The sequence below is a fragment of the Caballeronia sp. DA-9 genome, assembly GCF_051615025.1.
GTDB lineage: Bacteria > Pseudomonadota > Gammaproteobacteria > Burkholderiales > Burkholderiaceae > Caballeronia > Caballeronia sordidicola.
Map to the genome: position 1 here is coordinate 2,062,047 of NZ_CP195132.1, position 15,840 is coordinate 2,077,886.

General features: G+C 57.8%; 13 protein-coding genes, 2 pseudogenes and 1 other annotated feature. Of the genes and pseudogenes, 7 read left to right on the plus strand and 8 right to left on the minus strand.

The features are described 5' to 3' along the window. Positions 1 to 86 precede the first annotated feature (86 nt). The 3 genes from ACRWA7_RS15715 to ACRWA7_RS15725 all read right to left on the minus strand — a co-directional run bounded on the left by ACRWA7_RS15715 (position 87) and on the right by ACRWA7_RS15725 (position 3,253). Positions 87 to 1,751, minus strand: a complete 1,665-nt coding sequence (locus ACRWA7_RS15715) for a GMC family oxidoreductase (RefSeq protein WP_438391817.1) — start codon at positions 1,749 to 1,751, stop codon at positions 87 to 89. A 34-nt stretch (positions 1,752 to 1,785) separates the two neighbouring features. Continuing rightward, positions 1,786 to 2,220, minus strand: coding sequence for a VOC family protein (locus ACRWA7_RS15720; RefSeq protein ID WP_438391818.1), 435 nt, complete (start codon positions 2,218 to 2,220; stop codon positions 1,786 to 1,788). A gap of 118 nt (positions 2,221 to 2,338) precedes the next feature. Further along, positions 2,339 to 3,253, minus strand: a complete 915-nt coding sequence (locus ACRWA7_RS15725; RefSeq protein WP_438391819.1) for a LysR family transcriptional regulator — start codon at positions 3,251 to 3,253, stop codon at positions 2,339 to 2,341. Between the two features lie 69 nt (positions 3,254 to 3,322). Between ACRWA7_RS15725 and ACRWA7_RS15730 the strand changes: the two genes are divergently transcribed. After that, complete coding sequence (locus ACRWA7_RS15730; RefSeq protein WP_438391820.1) at positions 3,323 to 3,685, plus strand: hypothetical protein; 363 nt, start codon at positions 3,323 to 3,325, stop codon at positions 3,683 to 3,685. Positions 3,686 to 4,190: 505 nt separating this feature from the next. On the opposite strand, the gene ACRWA7_RS15735 is transcribed toward ACRWA7_RS15730, so the two are convergent. Continuing rightward, the gene (locus ACRWA7_RS15735; protein ID WP_438391821.1) at positions 4,191 to 4,496 is read right to left on the minus strand and encodes a hypothetical protein; all 306 of its coding nucleotides are present in this window, start codon (positions 4,494 to 4,496) and stop codon (positions 4,191 to 4,193) included. A 730-nt stretch (positions 4,497 to 5,226) separates the two neighbouring features. On the opposite strand from ACRWA7_RS15735, the gene ACRWA7_RS15740 reads away from it, so the two are divergent. The 4 genes and pseudogenes from ACRWA7_RS15740 to ACRWA7_RS15755 form a co-directional block, all read left to right on the plus strand. Continuing rightward, positions 5,227 to 6,609, plus strand: coding sequence for an MFS transporter (locus tag ACRWA7_RS15740; RefSeq protein ID WP_438391822.1), 1,383 nt, complete (start codon positions 5,227 to 5,229; stop codon positions 6,607 to 6,609). A gap of 784 nt (positions 6,610 to 7,393) precedes the next feature. Next, entirely contained in the window at positions 7,394 to 7,618 is a 225-nt protein-coding gene (locus ACRWA7_RS15745) for a transposase (protein WP_438391823.1), read from the plus strand. Between the two features lie 331 nt (positions 7,619 to 7,949). After that, on the plus strand, positions 7,950 to 8,990 hold the full coding sequence (locus ACRWA7_RS15750) for a porin (protein ID WP_438391824.1): 1,041 nt from the start codon (positions 7,950 to 7,952) through the stop codon (positions 8,988 to 8,990). 166 nt (positions 8,991 to 9,156) lie between these two features. Next, positions 9,157 to 9,312: pseudogene (locus ACRWA7_RS15755) on the plus strand (IS30 family transposase); the annotation flags it as partial. A 25-nt stretch (positions 9,313 to 9,337) separates the two neighbouring features. On the opposite strand, the pseudogene ACRWA7_RS15760 reads toward ACRWA7_RS15755, so the two are convergent. Both ACRWA7_RS15760 and ACRWA7_RS15765 read right to left on the minus strand, forming a co-directional pair. Continuing rightward, positions 9,338 to 10,246: pseudogene (locus ACRWA7_RS15760) on the minus strand (IS3 family transposase); the annotation flags it as partial. Beyond that, positions 9,852 to 9,968 (minus strand) — a sequence feature (AL1L pseudoknot). (Overlaps the previous pseudogene by 117 nt.) A 116-nt stretch (positions 10,247 to 10,362) precedes the next feature. Further along, complete coding sequence (locus ACRWA7_RS15765) at positions 10,363 to 10,536, minus strand: hypothetical protein (protein ID WP_438391825.1); 174 nt, start codon at positions 10,534 to 10,536, stop codon at positions 10,363 to 10,365. A gap of 56 nt (positions 10,537 to 10,592) precedes the next feature. On the opposite strand from ACRWA7_RS15765, the gene ACRWA7_RS15770 reads away from it, so the two are divergent. Further along, a complete protein-coding gene (locus ACRWA7_RS15770) occupies positions 10,593 to 11,204 on the plus strand; it encodes a hypothetical protein (RefSeq protein WP_438391826.1) in 612 nt (203 codons plus the stop codon). Between the two features lie 185 nt (positions 11,205 to 11,389). Further along, positions 11,390 to 12,427 carry a DMT family transporter gene (locus tag ACRWA7_RS15775; RefSeq protein WP_438391827.1) on the plus strand — a complete coding sequence of 346 codons (1,038 nt, stop codon included), beginning with the start codon at positions 11,390 to 11,392 and terminating at the stop codon, positions 12,425 to 12,427. 1,066 nt (positions 12,428 to 13,493) lie between these two features. Here ACRWA7_RS15775 and ACRWA7_RS15780 read toward each other — a convergent pair. After that, a complete protein-coding gene (locus ACRWA7_RS15780) occupies positions 13,494 to 14,519 on the minus strand; it encodes an IS110 family transposase (RefSeq protein ID WP_438391828.1) in 1,026 nt (341 codons plus the stop codon). A gap of 479 nt (positions 14,520 to 14,998) precedes the next feature. Continuing rightward, positions 14,999 to 15,649, minus strand: coding sequence for a TetR/AcrR family transcriptional regulator (locus ACRWA7_RS15785; RefSeq protein WP_438391829.1), 651 nt, complete (start codon positions 15,647 to 15,649; stop codon positions 14,999 to 15,001). Positions 15,650 to 15,840: the final 191 nt, after the last annotated feature.

The following is a 15,840-nucleotide window of genomic DNA, read 5'->3' on the forward strand; positions in this document are numbered from 1 at the left end:
GATGAAGGGTAACGTCATTCTAGAATTGAGCCGCACCGTTCGCCGTCGACGCGACGCAAAGCAGGCATGCAAAACGCGCAGATCGACTAAAGCGCCGCTTCCGAGCGGTGCTCGGTAGACGAACTTTCAGTAGGGCGCGGTGTGCGCACCCGTCCGAGGATCAGGTCGGAGCCGCGTTCGCCGATCATGATGGTGGCGCCATTGATCGTGCCGCCGACGATGGTGGGCATGACGGACGCATCGACCACGCGCAGGCCTTCGATGCCATGCACGCGCAATTCCGGATCCACCACGGTGTCATCGTTCGTCCCCATCGCACAGGTCCCGCACGGATGGCACGCAAGTCGCGAATGGTTGCGCACATGGCCTTCCAGGGCCTCGTCGCTTGTCTTCGCGAGGGTAGGCGCGAACTCCTTGGCGAGCAGTGAGGCGACAGGCTCCATCTGCATCAATTCGCGCGTCTGTTTCAGGGCGCGGACTAGTGTCTTGATGTCGTTGTCGGCCGACAGCATGTTGTGGGTTACCTCGGGTGCCGTGGTCGGATCGGCTGACTTCAGTTTCAACCAGCCGCGGCTCTCCGGATAACGTAGGACGTTGCGCACGGTGACCTTGTGGCCGGCGCCTTTGCGGATGCCGGGGAACCACAGGCGCGCATTAAGGGCGACAGGGCTGTACATGACTTGTATGTCCGGCTTTGACAGTTCCGGCAGCGTCTTGCGGAATTCCCAGCACGTCAGCGGGATCTGCGCGAACGGGCCCGTGCCGAAAAGTTGCCAGCGCATCGCGGAGAGGGCCGCGCGATCGAAGCGGAGCTGGCTCTCGAAGGTCACCTTGCCATTGGCGATGTAGAGCAGGCTACTAGAGACATGATCCTGCAGGTTGCGGCCCACGCCGCGCAGATCGTGCACTGGAGTCACGCCGACGGCGAGAAGGTCTTCGCTGCGTCCTATGCCTGACAGCATCAGCAATTGCGGGGAATTGTAGGCCCCGCCGCAGAGAATGACCTCCTTGTGGGCCGTAGCCGTCACCGTCTTACCTGCCTGAATGTATTCCACGCCGGTGGCGCGCTTGCCGGACAAGACGATTCGCCGTACCGTGGCGTGAAGTTCCAACCGCAGGTTGGAGCGGCCAAGCACAGTGCGCAGGTGGCTCTGCGCGGTGCTCGCACGGCTGCCCTTGTGCGTGGTGAACTCGACGACTGCGAAGCCTTCCGTTTCCGGGCCGCAGATGTCGTCGTTGATCTTCGCACCGCGCGCCTTGGCGATAGCCATCAGCGCTGGATAGAAAGGGTCGCCTTCCGTCGTGCCGCGTGTGACGGTGACCGGGCCCGAGCCCCCGTGATATGCGGTCTCGCCGCGCCAGTTCGTCTCCGAACGCTTAAAGTACGGCAGTACGTCCGCGTAGGCCCACCCGGCGGCGCCGCCCCGGGCCCAGTCGTCGTAGTCGGTGTGCTCGCCTCGCGCATAGGTCATGCCATTGATTGTCCCGGTGCCACCTAGTACCCGGCCGCGTTGAAGCTCGAACACGCGGTCGCCAGCGTGCTTTTCGGGGGCGCTGTTGAGTCCCCACATGAAGCCCGGCTTCTTGAGTACCTCATAGAACGCCGCTGGCATCTTCAGCAACGGATTGCTATTCTTGCCGCCGGCTTCCAGGAGAAGCACGCTGTGGCCGGCCTCGGTTAGGCGGCTCGCGACGATACAGCCAGCCGAACCGGCGCCGACCACGATGTAGTCGTAGTTCGAATATGTCATTGGATGTGTGCAGGCGGGCCCGCAGCGTAAAGGCTTAGAGCACCGAAGCGGTGAGGGCGGGCTTGCCGCGCTGAACGATCTCGATCAAGTTGCCCGCGTGGTCGCGCATGAAGATGTTGGAGCCGAAGGTGAACTTCTTCAACCAGACGATGTCGGCGCCTCGCTTGACGAGCTCGTCGTGCAGCGCCGTCACGTCTTCCACCGCGAAACTGATGTGCTTGTTGCCGAAGGTCTTGATGTCTTCGTTGGGTCGGCGGCGGTCTTCGCTCGGCGGCTTTGCACCCCTAACCTCGAAGATCTCGATGCGCAGATTGCCGTTGGTCATCATGGCGATGTTCGCCTGCACCTCCTCGAGGAAGATGCGCTTTTCGAGGGTGAACCCGAACATCATGCCATACCAGGCGATGGCTTCGTCCAGGTTAGGGACGCTGATGGCAGCGTGGTCATACCAGAACTCAATCTTGTTCATTGGGCTTGTCTCTGTTGAGTAGATGTAGACCAAGACTACGTGGGGTCAACGCGGCCCGTCCCTTGCGGGCAGCAAATCTGTCCTGCGCTTCGCGCAAGTCTACGACCGGGGTGATCGCCTATAGATCCCAGGTTCCGGCTTCGGACAGTCGGCGCGCCACGTGACGGATGAGGCGCGAGACTTCCCGACCCGCCAGGCTGGCAGTCTTCACCTTCGATGTCATCAGGTAGACGCTGCCGACGATTTCTGGGTTCACGATATAGGTGGCGCTGAGACGTCCGTCCTTCAGTTCCGGCAGGATTGCCGAAATGCTCAGCAGCGCGTAGCCCACCCGGGCTGCGACCAGCTCCTTCGTGAGCTGCAGAGAATCCACCTCGGCGACGACGTTGAGCTTCACGCCGAGTTGCCGGGCGGTCTGGGCGATCGACGCCCGATATGGGCTGGGAGCGCTTGGCTGCAGCAAGGGTAAGCCGTCTAGCACCTTGAAATCAAGTTCCTTGGTCAGCGTGAGGCGGTCACCGGCAGGACCGACGAGGCACATCTTCACGACGGCCAGGGGATCCTCGCCTTCGTCCTTTCCGATGCCCTTGCGCATGACGAAGCCGAGATCGATCGAGCCTTCGGCCAGCCATTGCTCCACCTGGCCGCTCAGCGCTGAGGCTGCATGAATCATGACCTGGGGGTACTGCTCGCGCGCGACGCGCACGACCTCGGTGATGACTTCCGCGGCGACCGACGGCACGCAGCCGATGTGGACGGTGCCGCGACAGATATTGGCCGCGGCTGAGATCTCCTCCTGCAGCGCCTGCATCTCGTCGAGGACGGCACGGGCACGTGGCAGCAGGCGTTCGCCGAGTTCGGTCAGGCGAACGCCGCGACCCGTGCGGTGTAGCAGGCGCCCTTGGCATTCCGCTTCGAGCGATGCGAGTTGCCGGCTGATCGCGGACGGTCCGACGTCGTACTGCAGGGACGCCTTGGACAAGCTGCCCTGTTCGGCTACGCGTACGAACATATCGAGTTGAATCAGGTCCATGGGACATCCCCTTCTAAAACGAAATCTAATGCACCGACGTTACCCGTTCGCCGAAGCACGCGTCGCGGCGTGACGACCCAGCAGCCTCTGCCGGGTTCAGGTCCAACTGCCTGCGCCATGCTCGTTCGATTCGTCGCGTCGATCGTGCGCTGCTCACAAAAGCTGCTTTGCTGGAAACGTGCTGTCGAGCCGATCGCTATGTACAATAAATACTATGTGGTACGCATCGACGGCGAAGCCATGAACACCAAGCCATCGGAGCATTCTTTGGCGATACTTTACTACTCACCCTGCACCTGTTCTGGTGTGGCGTTGATCGCGCTGGAAGAGGTGGGAGTGCCTTACGAAGTGTGCCGACTTGACCTGCCAGCCGGCGTTCGAAAAGGCGCGATGGTTTCCGCCAGTGGATGCAACACCCATGCCGGCATTTAGTTTATCCGCAGGCGTCATGAAACCCAACGTCTTTCCGGTTCGTTGATTCAACTGCAAGGCGTTCTTGTTCAAATTGCTTTGCGGGTAGCTCGGCAGAATGGTATCCGTAGCGAAGTATTGACGGAGCAGTCCTGGGGTTTTCGTTTGTCCTGCGCTGCAACGGGCTCTTGGGATCGCAGAAATACACCGGTACACGAGTACGTCAGTCGCGACTGTGATCGCTTGTGCTGTCCGAGTTCCATGCCCCAGTCCCATGTGACCGATCGGCGAAGTTCCGTGGGCAGCGTGTGGACCTGCTTATCTAACGCAGATGTGACACTTTCGAGTCCTTGTCTTTTACTTTGACGAGGATGGTGAAGCGCGAATGACACTCCACGAGGGTCGCAATGTGCATATTGTTCGAACCACTCGGTAAGTCAGCTTCCCAGCGCCCCGGAACAGCTCGGTCTGCAACTTCGTCCGGCCGTCGGACGGTTGCCTCCTTTGGCGATGCTTTCGTCGAGTGTCACATCATCCGGCGCGTACGTAGATGCTTCTTCAGCTCCGCTTTCAGCACCCTACGGGTCTGAATGAACGAGCCGTGGTAAGTCATTTCGCATGAGACATGCATTGTTTCATCATCAGGATACTGCTGCTTCAACCAGCCGGCGATTTTCCGGGGTGACCATTTCAGTTGCAATTTCCTGGCGACTCGCAGAGGCAGTTTAACGTTGACGGTACGGTAACAGAGTTTCGGTCGCTTGCCCCGGTCCCAAACTTCTGCGTCAGCCAGCGTTGCTCTGTAGTTTTTCATCCAGCCGTGCGATTTCACAGGTGATCGTCGAAGCGGCCCGACCGATATGTGCTGTCATCTGACGGTTTGAAACGTCTGCACGGATGCCGCGCGATTTCCGTAAAATTAAACCCAAGGGCAAGGTTCTCGCACTACGGGTGGCGGGGGAGACGTCGCGCCTGACCGAGAATCGCGCCATCCTATTGTTGCTCGCCGAACGTTTTCCCAATGCGGCTCCGCCGCTATCCGGGAGCGACGCCCCCTATGGACCGGCTGTGTCGCTCCTGGCCGCGTGCGCGTCGCGTTTGCATCTGGATGTGGCTAGTCACCGTCTACTGCAAGTGCGATCTGGACGGCGCGAGCGATCGCGTGTGAGAACTGGCGCGCGCGGGGTGACCGAACACTTCAGAGTGTCGACCGCCCGTCTGTAGGGTCAGGCCGAGCCAGCGCGAGATCGCTGGTCCATCAGCGACATCTACCTATACTTCATCTAGTCCCTGACGGCCGACCTACGGCCCGAAACGGACTTCGTCGAACTCAGGGCGCACGCGGTGAGGCTGGCGCAACGACGCGCCACGCAACGTGCGTTGCTCACGGAAGCACAAGAGATGTCAACATTCGCCTGACCCGAGGCGGCTCTTTCAGCATTGCTGCTTTGCCGGATACGCAGCGGCGCAGCCTCTCGCGCCATCTACATTGAGGATTCGGAGGTAGTCACGCTGCCCTCGTTTCAAAAAAATCGGCCGCAAGACGGCTTACGGAGACACGAATGAAACAAACCCCGGTCGCGGGCAGCGAGCCCTTCCCCTCAGCGAGCGCGGCGTGGTACGCCACGTTCGTATTCATCGTCGCGGCCACGTTGGCGTTCGTCGACAAGTCGGTGATCGTGCTGATGGTTCAGCCAATTCGCCACGCGCTGATGATCTCGGACACCGGCATCAGCCTGTTGCAGGGCCTGTCCTTCGCGCTGATCTACAGCTTGCTGGGACTGCCTGCGGGCCACGTAGTCGACAAGTACCGTCGCCGCGAATTCCTGGCCGGCGGCGTGGCGCTGTGGAGCATCATGACCGCGCTATGCGGCCTGGCCACTAACTACACCGAACTCTTCGCGGCGCGTGTCGGCGTAGGCATTGGCGAAGCAGTTCTGATGCCGGCGATCTTCTCCATGCTCGCCGACTTCTTTCCTCCGAAGTCGCGTGGACGAGCTGCAGGCGTCTTTACTATCAGCACGTTCGCGGGGGGACAAGGCGCCTTCATCATTGGCGGCTACGTCTTGAAGAGACTGCATGGCGCGGCCGTCGCGTGGCCGGTGCTCGGTACCCTACAAGCGTGGCAGAGCGCCTTCGTCATCGTCGGGCTGCCCGGCCTGCTGGTGGCGCTGCTGGTAATGACTGTGCGCGAACCAATTCGCCAGCGCGGCGCAGCCGACCTGGATGGGTTCGACAGTAAGGGTGGCGAGTACAGCTTGGTGGGCTTCCTGAAGTCACGCCGAAATCTGTGGGTCAAGGTGTTTGGTTCCTTCAGCTTTACCGCCTTCGCCGCTTTCGCCTTGCTGGCATGGCTGCCGACCTACTTCATCCGCAAATTCGGCTTGCCTGCCTCGTCGGCTGGTGTGATGATCGGCGCGGTCGTCGGCCCGGCAGGCATCCTTGGCTGCATCTTTAGCGGCGCTTTCAGCGACTTCTGCCGTGCACGCTTCGGCGGCGACCGTGGACGTTTCCTTGTCCTGATCTTGTCGTTCCTAGTGTGCATCCCGTGCATGGCCTTCCTGCCCTTCTGTGCCACGCCGTCGAGCGCCTTGGCCACCTGCGGTCTCTTCGGTTTGTTCAACGCGATGGCGACGGCCTCGATGCCGGTGATCCTGCAAGACCTGACGCCGAATCGCATGCGCGGCAAGGTGACGGCGGTGCATTTGCTACTTGTCTCGCTGATCGGCATGGGTCTGGGTCCGCTCGTCGTCGCCTTGCTGACGGACCGCATGTTCCATAACGACGCCGATCTGCCGCTCTCGCTAGGCCTGACGATCGTGCCTGGATTGGCGATCGCATTGGTGCTGTCGATTGCCGCAATGCGTGGTTCTGCAGGCACCTCAGAGAATGACGGAAGGGGCGTCACGACCGAGTCCACCAGCGGTCTTCGGCGCGGCGCCTGAAAGCTCTCATGTTGGATCCATTAATCGGATCCAACATGATCCCCTAGACACAATATTGGACCCGCTGTACCTCAAGCGACGTGGGTTGGGCTTGAGGCTCGGAAGAACCGAAGGCTCAAAACCGCAACTGAGGAGAGCAGATCGGGAAGCGGTTTAGCAAGTTCGTTGGAATGGATGTTCACGGGACGACGATTGCGGTTTTCGTAGCCGATCGGGGGAGATGCGAAGTGAGTTATATCGAGGAAATCGCCAAGACATCGGAGGCGATCGAAAAGCTAGTTCGGCAGTTGAGAAAAGGAGACGCGCATCTCTCGTCTTGCTGCGAGGCAGGCCCCTGCGGATACGGGATCCATCGACAGCTCAGTGACCTCGGCTGGGATTGCCAGGTTGTCGGACCGTCTCTGATTCCAAGGAAAGCAGGCGAGCGGGTCAAGCCTAACCGCCGCGACAGTCTTATGCTAGCGCTTGCATCGGGCCGGGGACTTGACAGTGTCGGTTCCAGACGATGCGCAGGAAGGGTTGCGCGATTTAACCCGAGCGCGCGAGGACATGAAGCACCTTCAGCACAGTCCAAGCGACGCTTGTGTGCCTTTCAATTTCGATATGGCAAATGCTACGGCGGAAAGAGCGACTGTACTCAGGCGCGTTATCGATGGCTTGAAGAGCAACTATTCGGGCAATCAGTTCAGCAGATCCTGTTTCAGGAATACGTTGACATCATCAAGCCACTCAGTAAGCGTATCGACGGACTAGACACACAACTCGAAAACGCGGTGAGCGATCAGTGTTCTGGTCGGTGCTCGAAGGCTTGACGGCGCTCGGCGTCAGCCGGTTGACCACGACGGCGGTAGTCGCCGAGATTGGCGATTGGAAGCGATTCGCGAGTGCCCTGCAATTGATGGCGTACTTGGGTCTGGTGCCCAGGGAGCATTCCAGCGGAGCCTCGCACGGCACAATCACCAAAACCGGCAATGCTCGCGTACGTCGGGCGCTGGTGGAAGAGTGCTGAGCCTATCGCCACCCGGCCAGAAAGACCGCCCATCTGCTACACCGTGCAAAGCGAACGTCCGAAGTGGTGTAGGACATTTATTTTGAAGGCACAGAAACGCCTGTGTGCGTGTCATCGACCAATGGAGGGCAAACAGAAACTAAAAGTGCAAGCGTCTACCGCCGTCGCGCATGAAATGACTTCATATGGGAAACAGGACAGGAGTTGCCACGGCATGTGGCTAATCTCTAGGGGACATCGTGCGCTCGCATCGAAATCGGGTCGTGCCGACCGTTGTTCAACTCGGCATTCTGTGTCAGGAAAATAATCATATTAGCAGGAGACAATTGGAATGAAATCAGTATTGGTAGTTATTCTTGTCAGTCTTGTGGGCGCATTTTGGAACGCTGCATGTGCCCAGTCATCAGTCACATTATATGGCTTGGTCGACGCCGCGATTATCTACGAGCGAGGCGGCCCGCGGGGTAGCATTATCCGTATGGGAAGCGGCGTACCCGCTGCCGCTGGTTTCGGCATCAAAGGTACAGAGGATCTGGGCGCCGGCACCAAACTTCAATTCGTTTTAGAAAACGGCGCAAAGCTTAACGACGGGACGCTGGGCCAGGGAGGACTCCTTTTTGGCCGGCAGGCGTGGGTTGGGCTTTCAAACGACTCACTTGGCTCGTTACGGGTAGGACGCATCTATTCGCCGTTCATTCTAATTATTTTTACTACCGATCCGTTTCATGTGGGGTATGCAGGCGGTGCCCAGAGCATCTTGAGCATCTACCAGTCTCTGCGTCTGAACAATACAATCTCCTATAAGACCCCTGAATTCTATGACGTTAGCGCATCGGCGGCGTTGTCGATGGGAGGTGTAGCCGGTGATTTCAATGCGGGAAAGGTGATCAGTGCATCAGTAACGTACTTGCGTGGCCCGCTCTACGCAGCATTGGGTGTCATCAGTTTCTCCCTTCCCAGTTTGACGGCAGCGAATGCGGCTACCGCCACGGATGACCGCGAATGGCTTGCTGGTGCCACCTACAATTTTAACTTCGTCAAGATGGCGTTAAGCTACACAGAGCGCAGCCAAACGCTGGCGAGTGGGCAAGCTTATCAACACCAGCAAAGCGCTCTTATCGGGGCCACGATTCCGATTGGCAATTTCCAGATTCTGGCTAATTTCATGATTGCTCGAGACTTACTGACCACGCACCACAATGCGCAAGAGGTCGGACTCGGTGTTCTATACAGTTTGTCCAGACGCTCGACCATTTACGCGACGGCCGGGAAAATCGTCAACCATAACGGTGCCTTCTACACCGTGGGGAATGCGATCGACCAAGGCTCAGGAAACTTCGCGGTGAACGTTGGTATCTCACAGCAGTTTTAAGGTTTTGAATTCCGCTCTTTTCAACCTCGGCTATCAACGCGCGCTCAGATTTGGTTGCCTGCACGAGCAGTGTCCACGCATGGGGCCGCAGCTTTGTTCCGTGCTCAATCGGCGGTGACGCGCTCGATCCAGTAACTCGAAGGCATTGTCAAGTTGACGAGCGCGCACGGACTTGTCCAGGTGGAGTGTCCAAGAGATCCAAGCCGTTGCTGACACGTTGAACGGCAGGCCCAGGAAAACATCTGGCTGGAAGACGTCTGCGGCAACCCTAGACGCCTACCTAAAATCCGTTCAACATTCTAATGTTGCGACGACCGGTTGAATCCGCCTTGCGGACCTCTGTCTTAGTGATGTATCAACGTTCCACCGCCGTCTGGGCGCCACGCATAAAGTGCCTGTTCAAGTGTATCCAGAACGAAGTCTGTAGTCGTCAACGAACTGACGCACCAACCGACAATTCGTCGGGCGTATACGTCGATCACGAAGACCACGTAGAGCCAGCCCTGCCACGTCGAGACATTGATGCAATCAGAAACCGAGAGCTGGTTTGGCCGGTCTGCCCTGAACTGCCGGTTGATCCAATCCAGCGGGCGCGTGGCCGCGCCATCGGCAATGGCCGTGCTAACAGGTTTGCCTCGCGTACGCCACGCAAACCCAGTTGCTTCATCAGCCGTTCGACCGTGCAGCCAGCCACCGCGATGCGCTCCCGGTTCATCTGCTTCCGGACTTTGTCCGCTCTGTAGACCTGCATGTTCGCTTGCCAGACACGCTGGATCTCGGGTCGCAGGCGTTCATCGCGTATCGCACGAGCGCAGCGGCGCGACGGATCGCGAAGCGGCGCAGCATGCCGCCGTAGCCCGGCGGGGCAATCCGCAAGACCTTGCAGATCGGCTCGACACCGAAGGTGTCTTGATGCCGATTGATGAAGGCCTTCAGGACTTCAGGCGGCGGTCGAGTTCCGCCTGGGCGAAAAGCGCGCTCGCCATTTTCAGAATCTCATTGGCGCGGCGCAGTCCCTTGACCTCGCGCTCCAGTGCTTTAAGACATTCGCGTTCCGACGTGCTCACACCCTCGCGCTTGCCGTTATCGATTTCATCTCGGTTGACCCACCCCAGCAATGTCTGGCTCGTGCAGCCGAATCTTGGGGGCGATGGATTCGATCGCTGCCGACTGTGACGGGTGCTCTCCCCGATGCTCTTGCACTGTGCGCCTGCCCGTTCCCGGACTTGAGCAGAAAATTCGTTCGACTTGTTCATGGCTCCATTTTCTCAAGAGTTGGAGCTTCCGCCAAATCCGGGGCGGGTCAGAATTGCTTTCGTCGAGGTGTTTAGCGACGCCGGCAGGTACAAAATCTTACTTTCATCTGGCCTTTTTAGTATCGACGTTCGTTGCTGACATCTCTCAAACGCTGGTCATCAACCAGTCCCAGACCGGACGGCAAATGATGCTGCGACTCGCCTCGCCACTTCGGAAAAATCCGGCCCCAGTCGCCCTTGGTCAAATACTGGTCGTAATACGCCGATCTCATTGCGCTGGTAGGGAGCAAGGTTATCTGCCGCGCGAGAGCTTGCAATTGCTGTTGTAGTCAATCTGAGAAACCACATGCCCATTCCCGACTTCGACGACGCTGTAACGGTGCAAGCCCCTGGCGCCAGACATGTGACGAATCTGTCTGTCTCTCTCAAAGAAATCGCCGCGCTGAGGGAGGAGGGCTACGTCACATTACATTCCCTGCTCGCCGAAAGCCGCATCGCGGATTCGGAGACGGAAGCGTCGCACTTTGTGCCCTTTGTCGTCGAAGTCAATTCCAACTATGGCAGCACCGTCAACCGATCGCCGTATAGCACGGGAGAAATCGATGTAGATCAAAATCTAAGCTCTGACCGCGCTTTTTGTAAATTGGGTTTCGCTGAGTTTCTACTACATCCGGCCGCGAGACCCGGCACACAGCATCCGGATCCCACTAGATCCGGTGGACGTGGTGCGGGGAGGCGGCGGTATGACGTATGTGCCCGAGGACATCTTATCCGCCCAAGCCAGTTTCCAGCTTTCCAGCCTTTTATCCTCGAAGATGGCTCGCGGCGAGTCACTCGACGGGATCGCGGCCCCACTAAGGCTGATCTTCACGACACCGGCCCCTTCGCGGGTCTGATGGAGGAACTCATGGAGGAAGCTGATTCTGCGCCCTCAGATACCTTTTTCTTTACCAAATGAGCTTGGCTCGCGTCCAGCCCATTGAAAGCGAAAGGTCTCGATTCAAGGCTCGCGGTAACGATCCGATTCCTTGACTGCCGCTGCGGGCTCGAACGTTTCATGTTTGAAGGCGAATCCGAACGCGGCGGTGGCGTGCGGACGGGCACCGACTCGGCAAAACCGAAGCAGACGACGTATGGAGCAAAATGCACGGACATTCCGGAGGACGAAGAAATCCGTGCCCCGCGCCTTTGCGGGGCAATCATCTGAACCGCGTCATCGGTGTCGTGGCCGCCGTTTTCGCCACGTTCAGTTGGGCCTTGAATTTCCTCTCGCCATATGTCACAGGCCATTACAGCGCCTATGACTTTATCGGCGTGCGGTACGTCTTCGCGGGCGTTCTGGGCATGGTGTTGGTGTCGACGTATTGGGCTGAGGTCCGTTGCCTCCATGTGCGCGAGCTGGGGCTCGCTTTTTGCCTTGGCACGATTGGCTATGTAGGCTACCTCGCTTGCATCATGGGTGGCGTGCTTTATGCGGGACCCGTGATCACGCCCGCGTTTATCGGCCTCGTGCCGATACTCACTGCGGTGATGGGCAACGCCATACAAAAAACACTGCCTTGGATCAGGTTGATTGCGCCCGTCGCGCTTGCAGTGGTTGGACTATTCCTCACGAACTTGACACTTTTCGCAGGCAGGGGGCACGCTACCGGAGCTTCGTTGCTGATCGGTGTGTGTTTTTCGTTAGCCGCGATTCTCATGTGGCTCGTTTTCAGCTTCTACAACCAACGTGCTTTTGAGCGAAACCCGCAACTGCACTCGGGAGCGTGGACTGCTCTGATGATGACAGGAGCGGGAGTGGGCACACTCTTGCTAGTTCCATTGGGTCTGCAATTGTCGGTTTTTAATTTTCCGAGCCTGGGCTTCGGGTGGTCGAGTGCCGGCCACGTGTATATGTATGCGCTGGCGCTGACGGTCACGTCATCTTTTGCTGGCGCCTGGGCATGGAATGTCGCGTCGAAGAGATTGCCCATGGTCCTGACCGGTCAGCTTATCTCGGTCCAGACGCTTTTTGCGACGACCTTTGGATTGCTCGCGCAGCATCGGCTACCAGCCGCGCACGAAATTGCTGGCGTGCTGATGATCGTGGCCAGCGCTGTCATTGCGGTTCGACTCGTGCTCGTGCCCTTAACACGGAAAAGTGCTGCCTTCGTCCCGGACCGTTCCACACACGTGGATTGAAAAGCAATACGGCGACGCTCTTTATCATCACGCACTGTGCCTTACATCGCACTAGCTATGTGAATATAACAATTTTTAGGCAGTCGTGAATACGACGGGACGTGAACTGGATGCAGTGCATGAGCAGTTGAGTGGTCTGTTCAGACAGCCCGAGTCGCGGCAGCGCGCACGGGCGTATCCGAAGAGGTTCGCGGAGGTCTTGTTCAACCTGTTTTGGCAGATGGACGTTTACACCCAGTCCTGCATGCACCGGAGTCTTCTTATTCGGTTTGCGCCGTCTACGCAATACAAAGGAGGTTATGTTATTGTCCGCGTGCCACAGGGGCTTCGAGCGGTGACCGCCGCACAAGACAAGACAAGCCGAGCCTTGGGCAGGCGATCGGCTGCCGCCCATTCCGGGGATTGCCGTCGGCGGTAGACTGATCGCGAATCCATCGTGGCGAGGGCTGTCATGCCCTCGTAAAAGCGCGTGCCTGAACTTCGTCTTCGTCCCGGCAAGCTTGCGATTGCTCACAATTTTTTGAGATGATGTCTGGGCAACGCGTAGAAGAATTACCCGTTAATGTCGTCGCGCCCATGAACGAACTTCGGCATCCAAACTACTACTGCCAAGGTTATTGACGCTCCCGCTGAGAATGGGGCAAAGCTCGTTATGATGAGTCGACACCGCCGGTATAAGATCAAAACGAGCTTGTTCAAGCCGTGCGCATGTGAAAAGTGCTCGTGCTAGGCGGAGGACAACGCAGCCGACCCCGGACCGCAGTGACGGTGTCACGAAAATTTATTGACGCTGTATTGAGGCCAAGGTTAATCTATGGTCACCCCCGTTTTTGCAACCGCGATCTTGATGGGTGGATGGCTTGCACAAATCTATCCGGCGTCGTTGTGAGGAATAGTCCTCGCGCCACGATGAGAATCGCGCCTGACGGTCCTTATAACAGGGGCAGCTTCTAAAAGCTGGTTAACCTTCCAGGGTGTCCGTCAGGCCGTTTGGCCGTTCACGTCATCACTTATCAGCAGTCGCAAAACCTGATGGGTCGACTCTAAAGTTGCGACCTTACGTCCGTCACGCAGCGGCAACGGATGCTTGTCGCTCGAATACCGTGTCATGGCTCACCAGCGCCCACGCAACTCGCGCAAGCTTACTGGCGAGCGCACAAGCAACCACGCTCGAATGGCGTCGCGCCAGCATTGCGCGAGTCCAGTCGGCGATCCGACCATGTTGTTTGTCCAGGCGCAGCATGAATGCTCGAGCACACTGGACCAGCAAGTGACGGATATTCTTGTCACCGCGCTTGGATATTCCGAGCAGGTTTGACTTTCCCCCTGTGCTGTATTGCCTCGGCACCAGTCCGACCGACGCGGAGAAGTCGCGACTGCACCGATATTGTTTGCCATCACCGAGTTCCGAGGCGAGCAGACTTGCCGTGACAGGTCCGACACCGGGAATGGTCAACAGACGCTGACCGATCGGATCATCGGCGAGTTGACGTTCGATTTCCTTCTCGATATCGCGTATCTGCTCGGAAAGGTATTTGAAGTGCGCATGCAGCTGCTCAAGTATCGATACTAGACGCGGCGGCAGTGGGTGCTCGGCCAGTACTGAAGGAAGGCGTTTTACAACGGCATGACCCACCGGCAAACTAATTCCGAATTCTAGAAGAAATCCGTGCATCTGGTTCGTGGTACGCACTCTATCGCGGACGAAAGCTTGGCGAACCCGATGGAGTGCCAGAAGAGTTTGCTGCGATTCCGTCTTCGGTGTTACGAATCGCATCGAAGGTCGCGACGCAGCTTCGCAAATCGCCTCGGCATCAACGAAGTCATTCTTGTTGCTCTTGACGAACGGACGCACGAAGTGCGGTGAGATCAGCTTGACGATATGTCCGAACGCGCCGATCTTGCGTGCCATCCAATGTGCGCCGGCGCAAGCTTCCATCACGACGGTACAAGGGTGAAACGTAGCAAAGAACTCGAGCAGCTGCTTGCGCGAAAACTTCTTGCGAAACACAGCTTTGCCAACGCGGTCTTGGCCATGAACATGAAAAGAATGTTTGCCCAGATCAATTCCGATCATCGTGACGCTTTGCATGACAATGGCCTCCCGTGGAAAGTACCAAGCAGCCTACCCCCAGTGGGGGCGGAGGTGGGGGTGACCATCCCATTACACGTTTGTCGGGTAGCTAAATTCCGACGCGTCTACCTCGGCATCGAAGAGTCAATGCCATCTCAGGAATTGCGGACGTTCCGTCATTTACCACTAGTCCAGAACCGATTTAGCCAGGGATTCGAGACCATTTCGACTTATCTGCCTTTCGTTGCTCGCCGCTCGAGCTCGGCGCTAGATCGCGATGCGCTGATCGATATCATAGTTTTCGGGTCGCACCGACAGGATTAAAAAAGGTGTACCCACTTAGCTTGGCCGGGACGGCAGAAGGTGGGTTCGGAATCGAACGTTAGTCGCGGCACCTAGCTTGCGGACCAGGGCGTCCTTCGCACCTCTGATCGACCTGGAAACGGTGCTGCAACTCGCCCCTAGGCGCCCGTCGGCACGTTCTAGGTAGGCTCTCCTCATGAACCGTTCACCAAGCCTGCCTGCAGTATGACGGCGGTCAGGATTTCGAGTTGTCCGTTCGTTTCCTCTTTCGCGACGTCGAACAAGTAAAACAATCCCATGCCTCGCAAGGTCGCGAAGACGAAGCCAGCGAACTGATGTGGATTCGGATGGTGCGACTCAATCTCGGGAAAACAAGTTATAAATCTCGCAAAAAATACTGGGTCAGATTGCGCACGAGTCGCGTCAATTCTGGCAAACAGCGTGGGTGATGCCTTACACCCAAAAAACAAGCTCCAAGCGGCAACATAACTGGGCGAGCCGTAGATCGTTTCCCACGCGAGGCGGACAAATTCGTGAGCGCGCTCCTCGAGCGGAAGCTCAACGGGAGGCCAGACCACCCCATCGTCAGACAACGGTGCCATGACTTCATCTATCAAGCGCTCCATCAGCACCTGCCGATTCGGAAAATGATGCTGCAACGCACCTAATGTAACGCGCGCACCCTTTGCGATGTCCTGAAGATTGGTCGCTTTGAAGCCCTTTTTATGTAGTAGTCGCATAGCTGACTGAACGATACGTCGACGCGTTGCGTCGCTTCGCTCCTCTTGCGTACGGCGCGTAGGCACCCGTCGAGGGGTTGTAATTTTTTTCGTCAGTGTGCTCATGTCTGATCAGTTTTGGTGGATTCTCGACGGTCCAAAGCCGTCTGTGATGAAGGATACGCCCGCGGCGTGCTATAAAAAAGTAACCTTAATATTTTATTGTTTTATGTCTCTTCGGCGCTTATACTCAACTGGTCGGCAACCCGTTGATCGATCTCAGTAGTTCCTTGACCTGATTTTAGGGTAAAAAACAT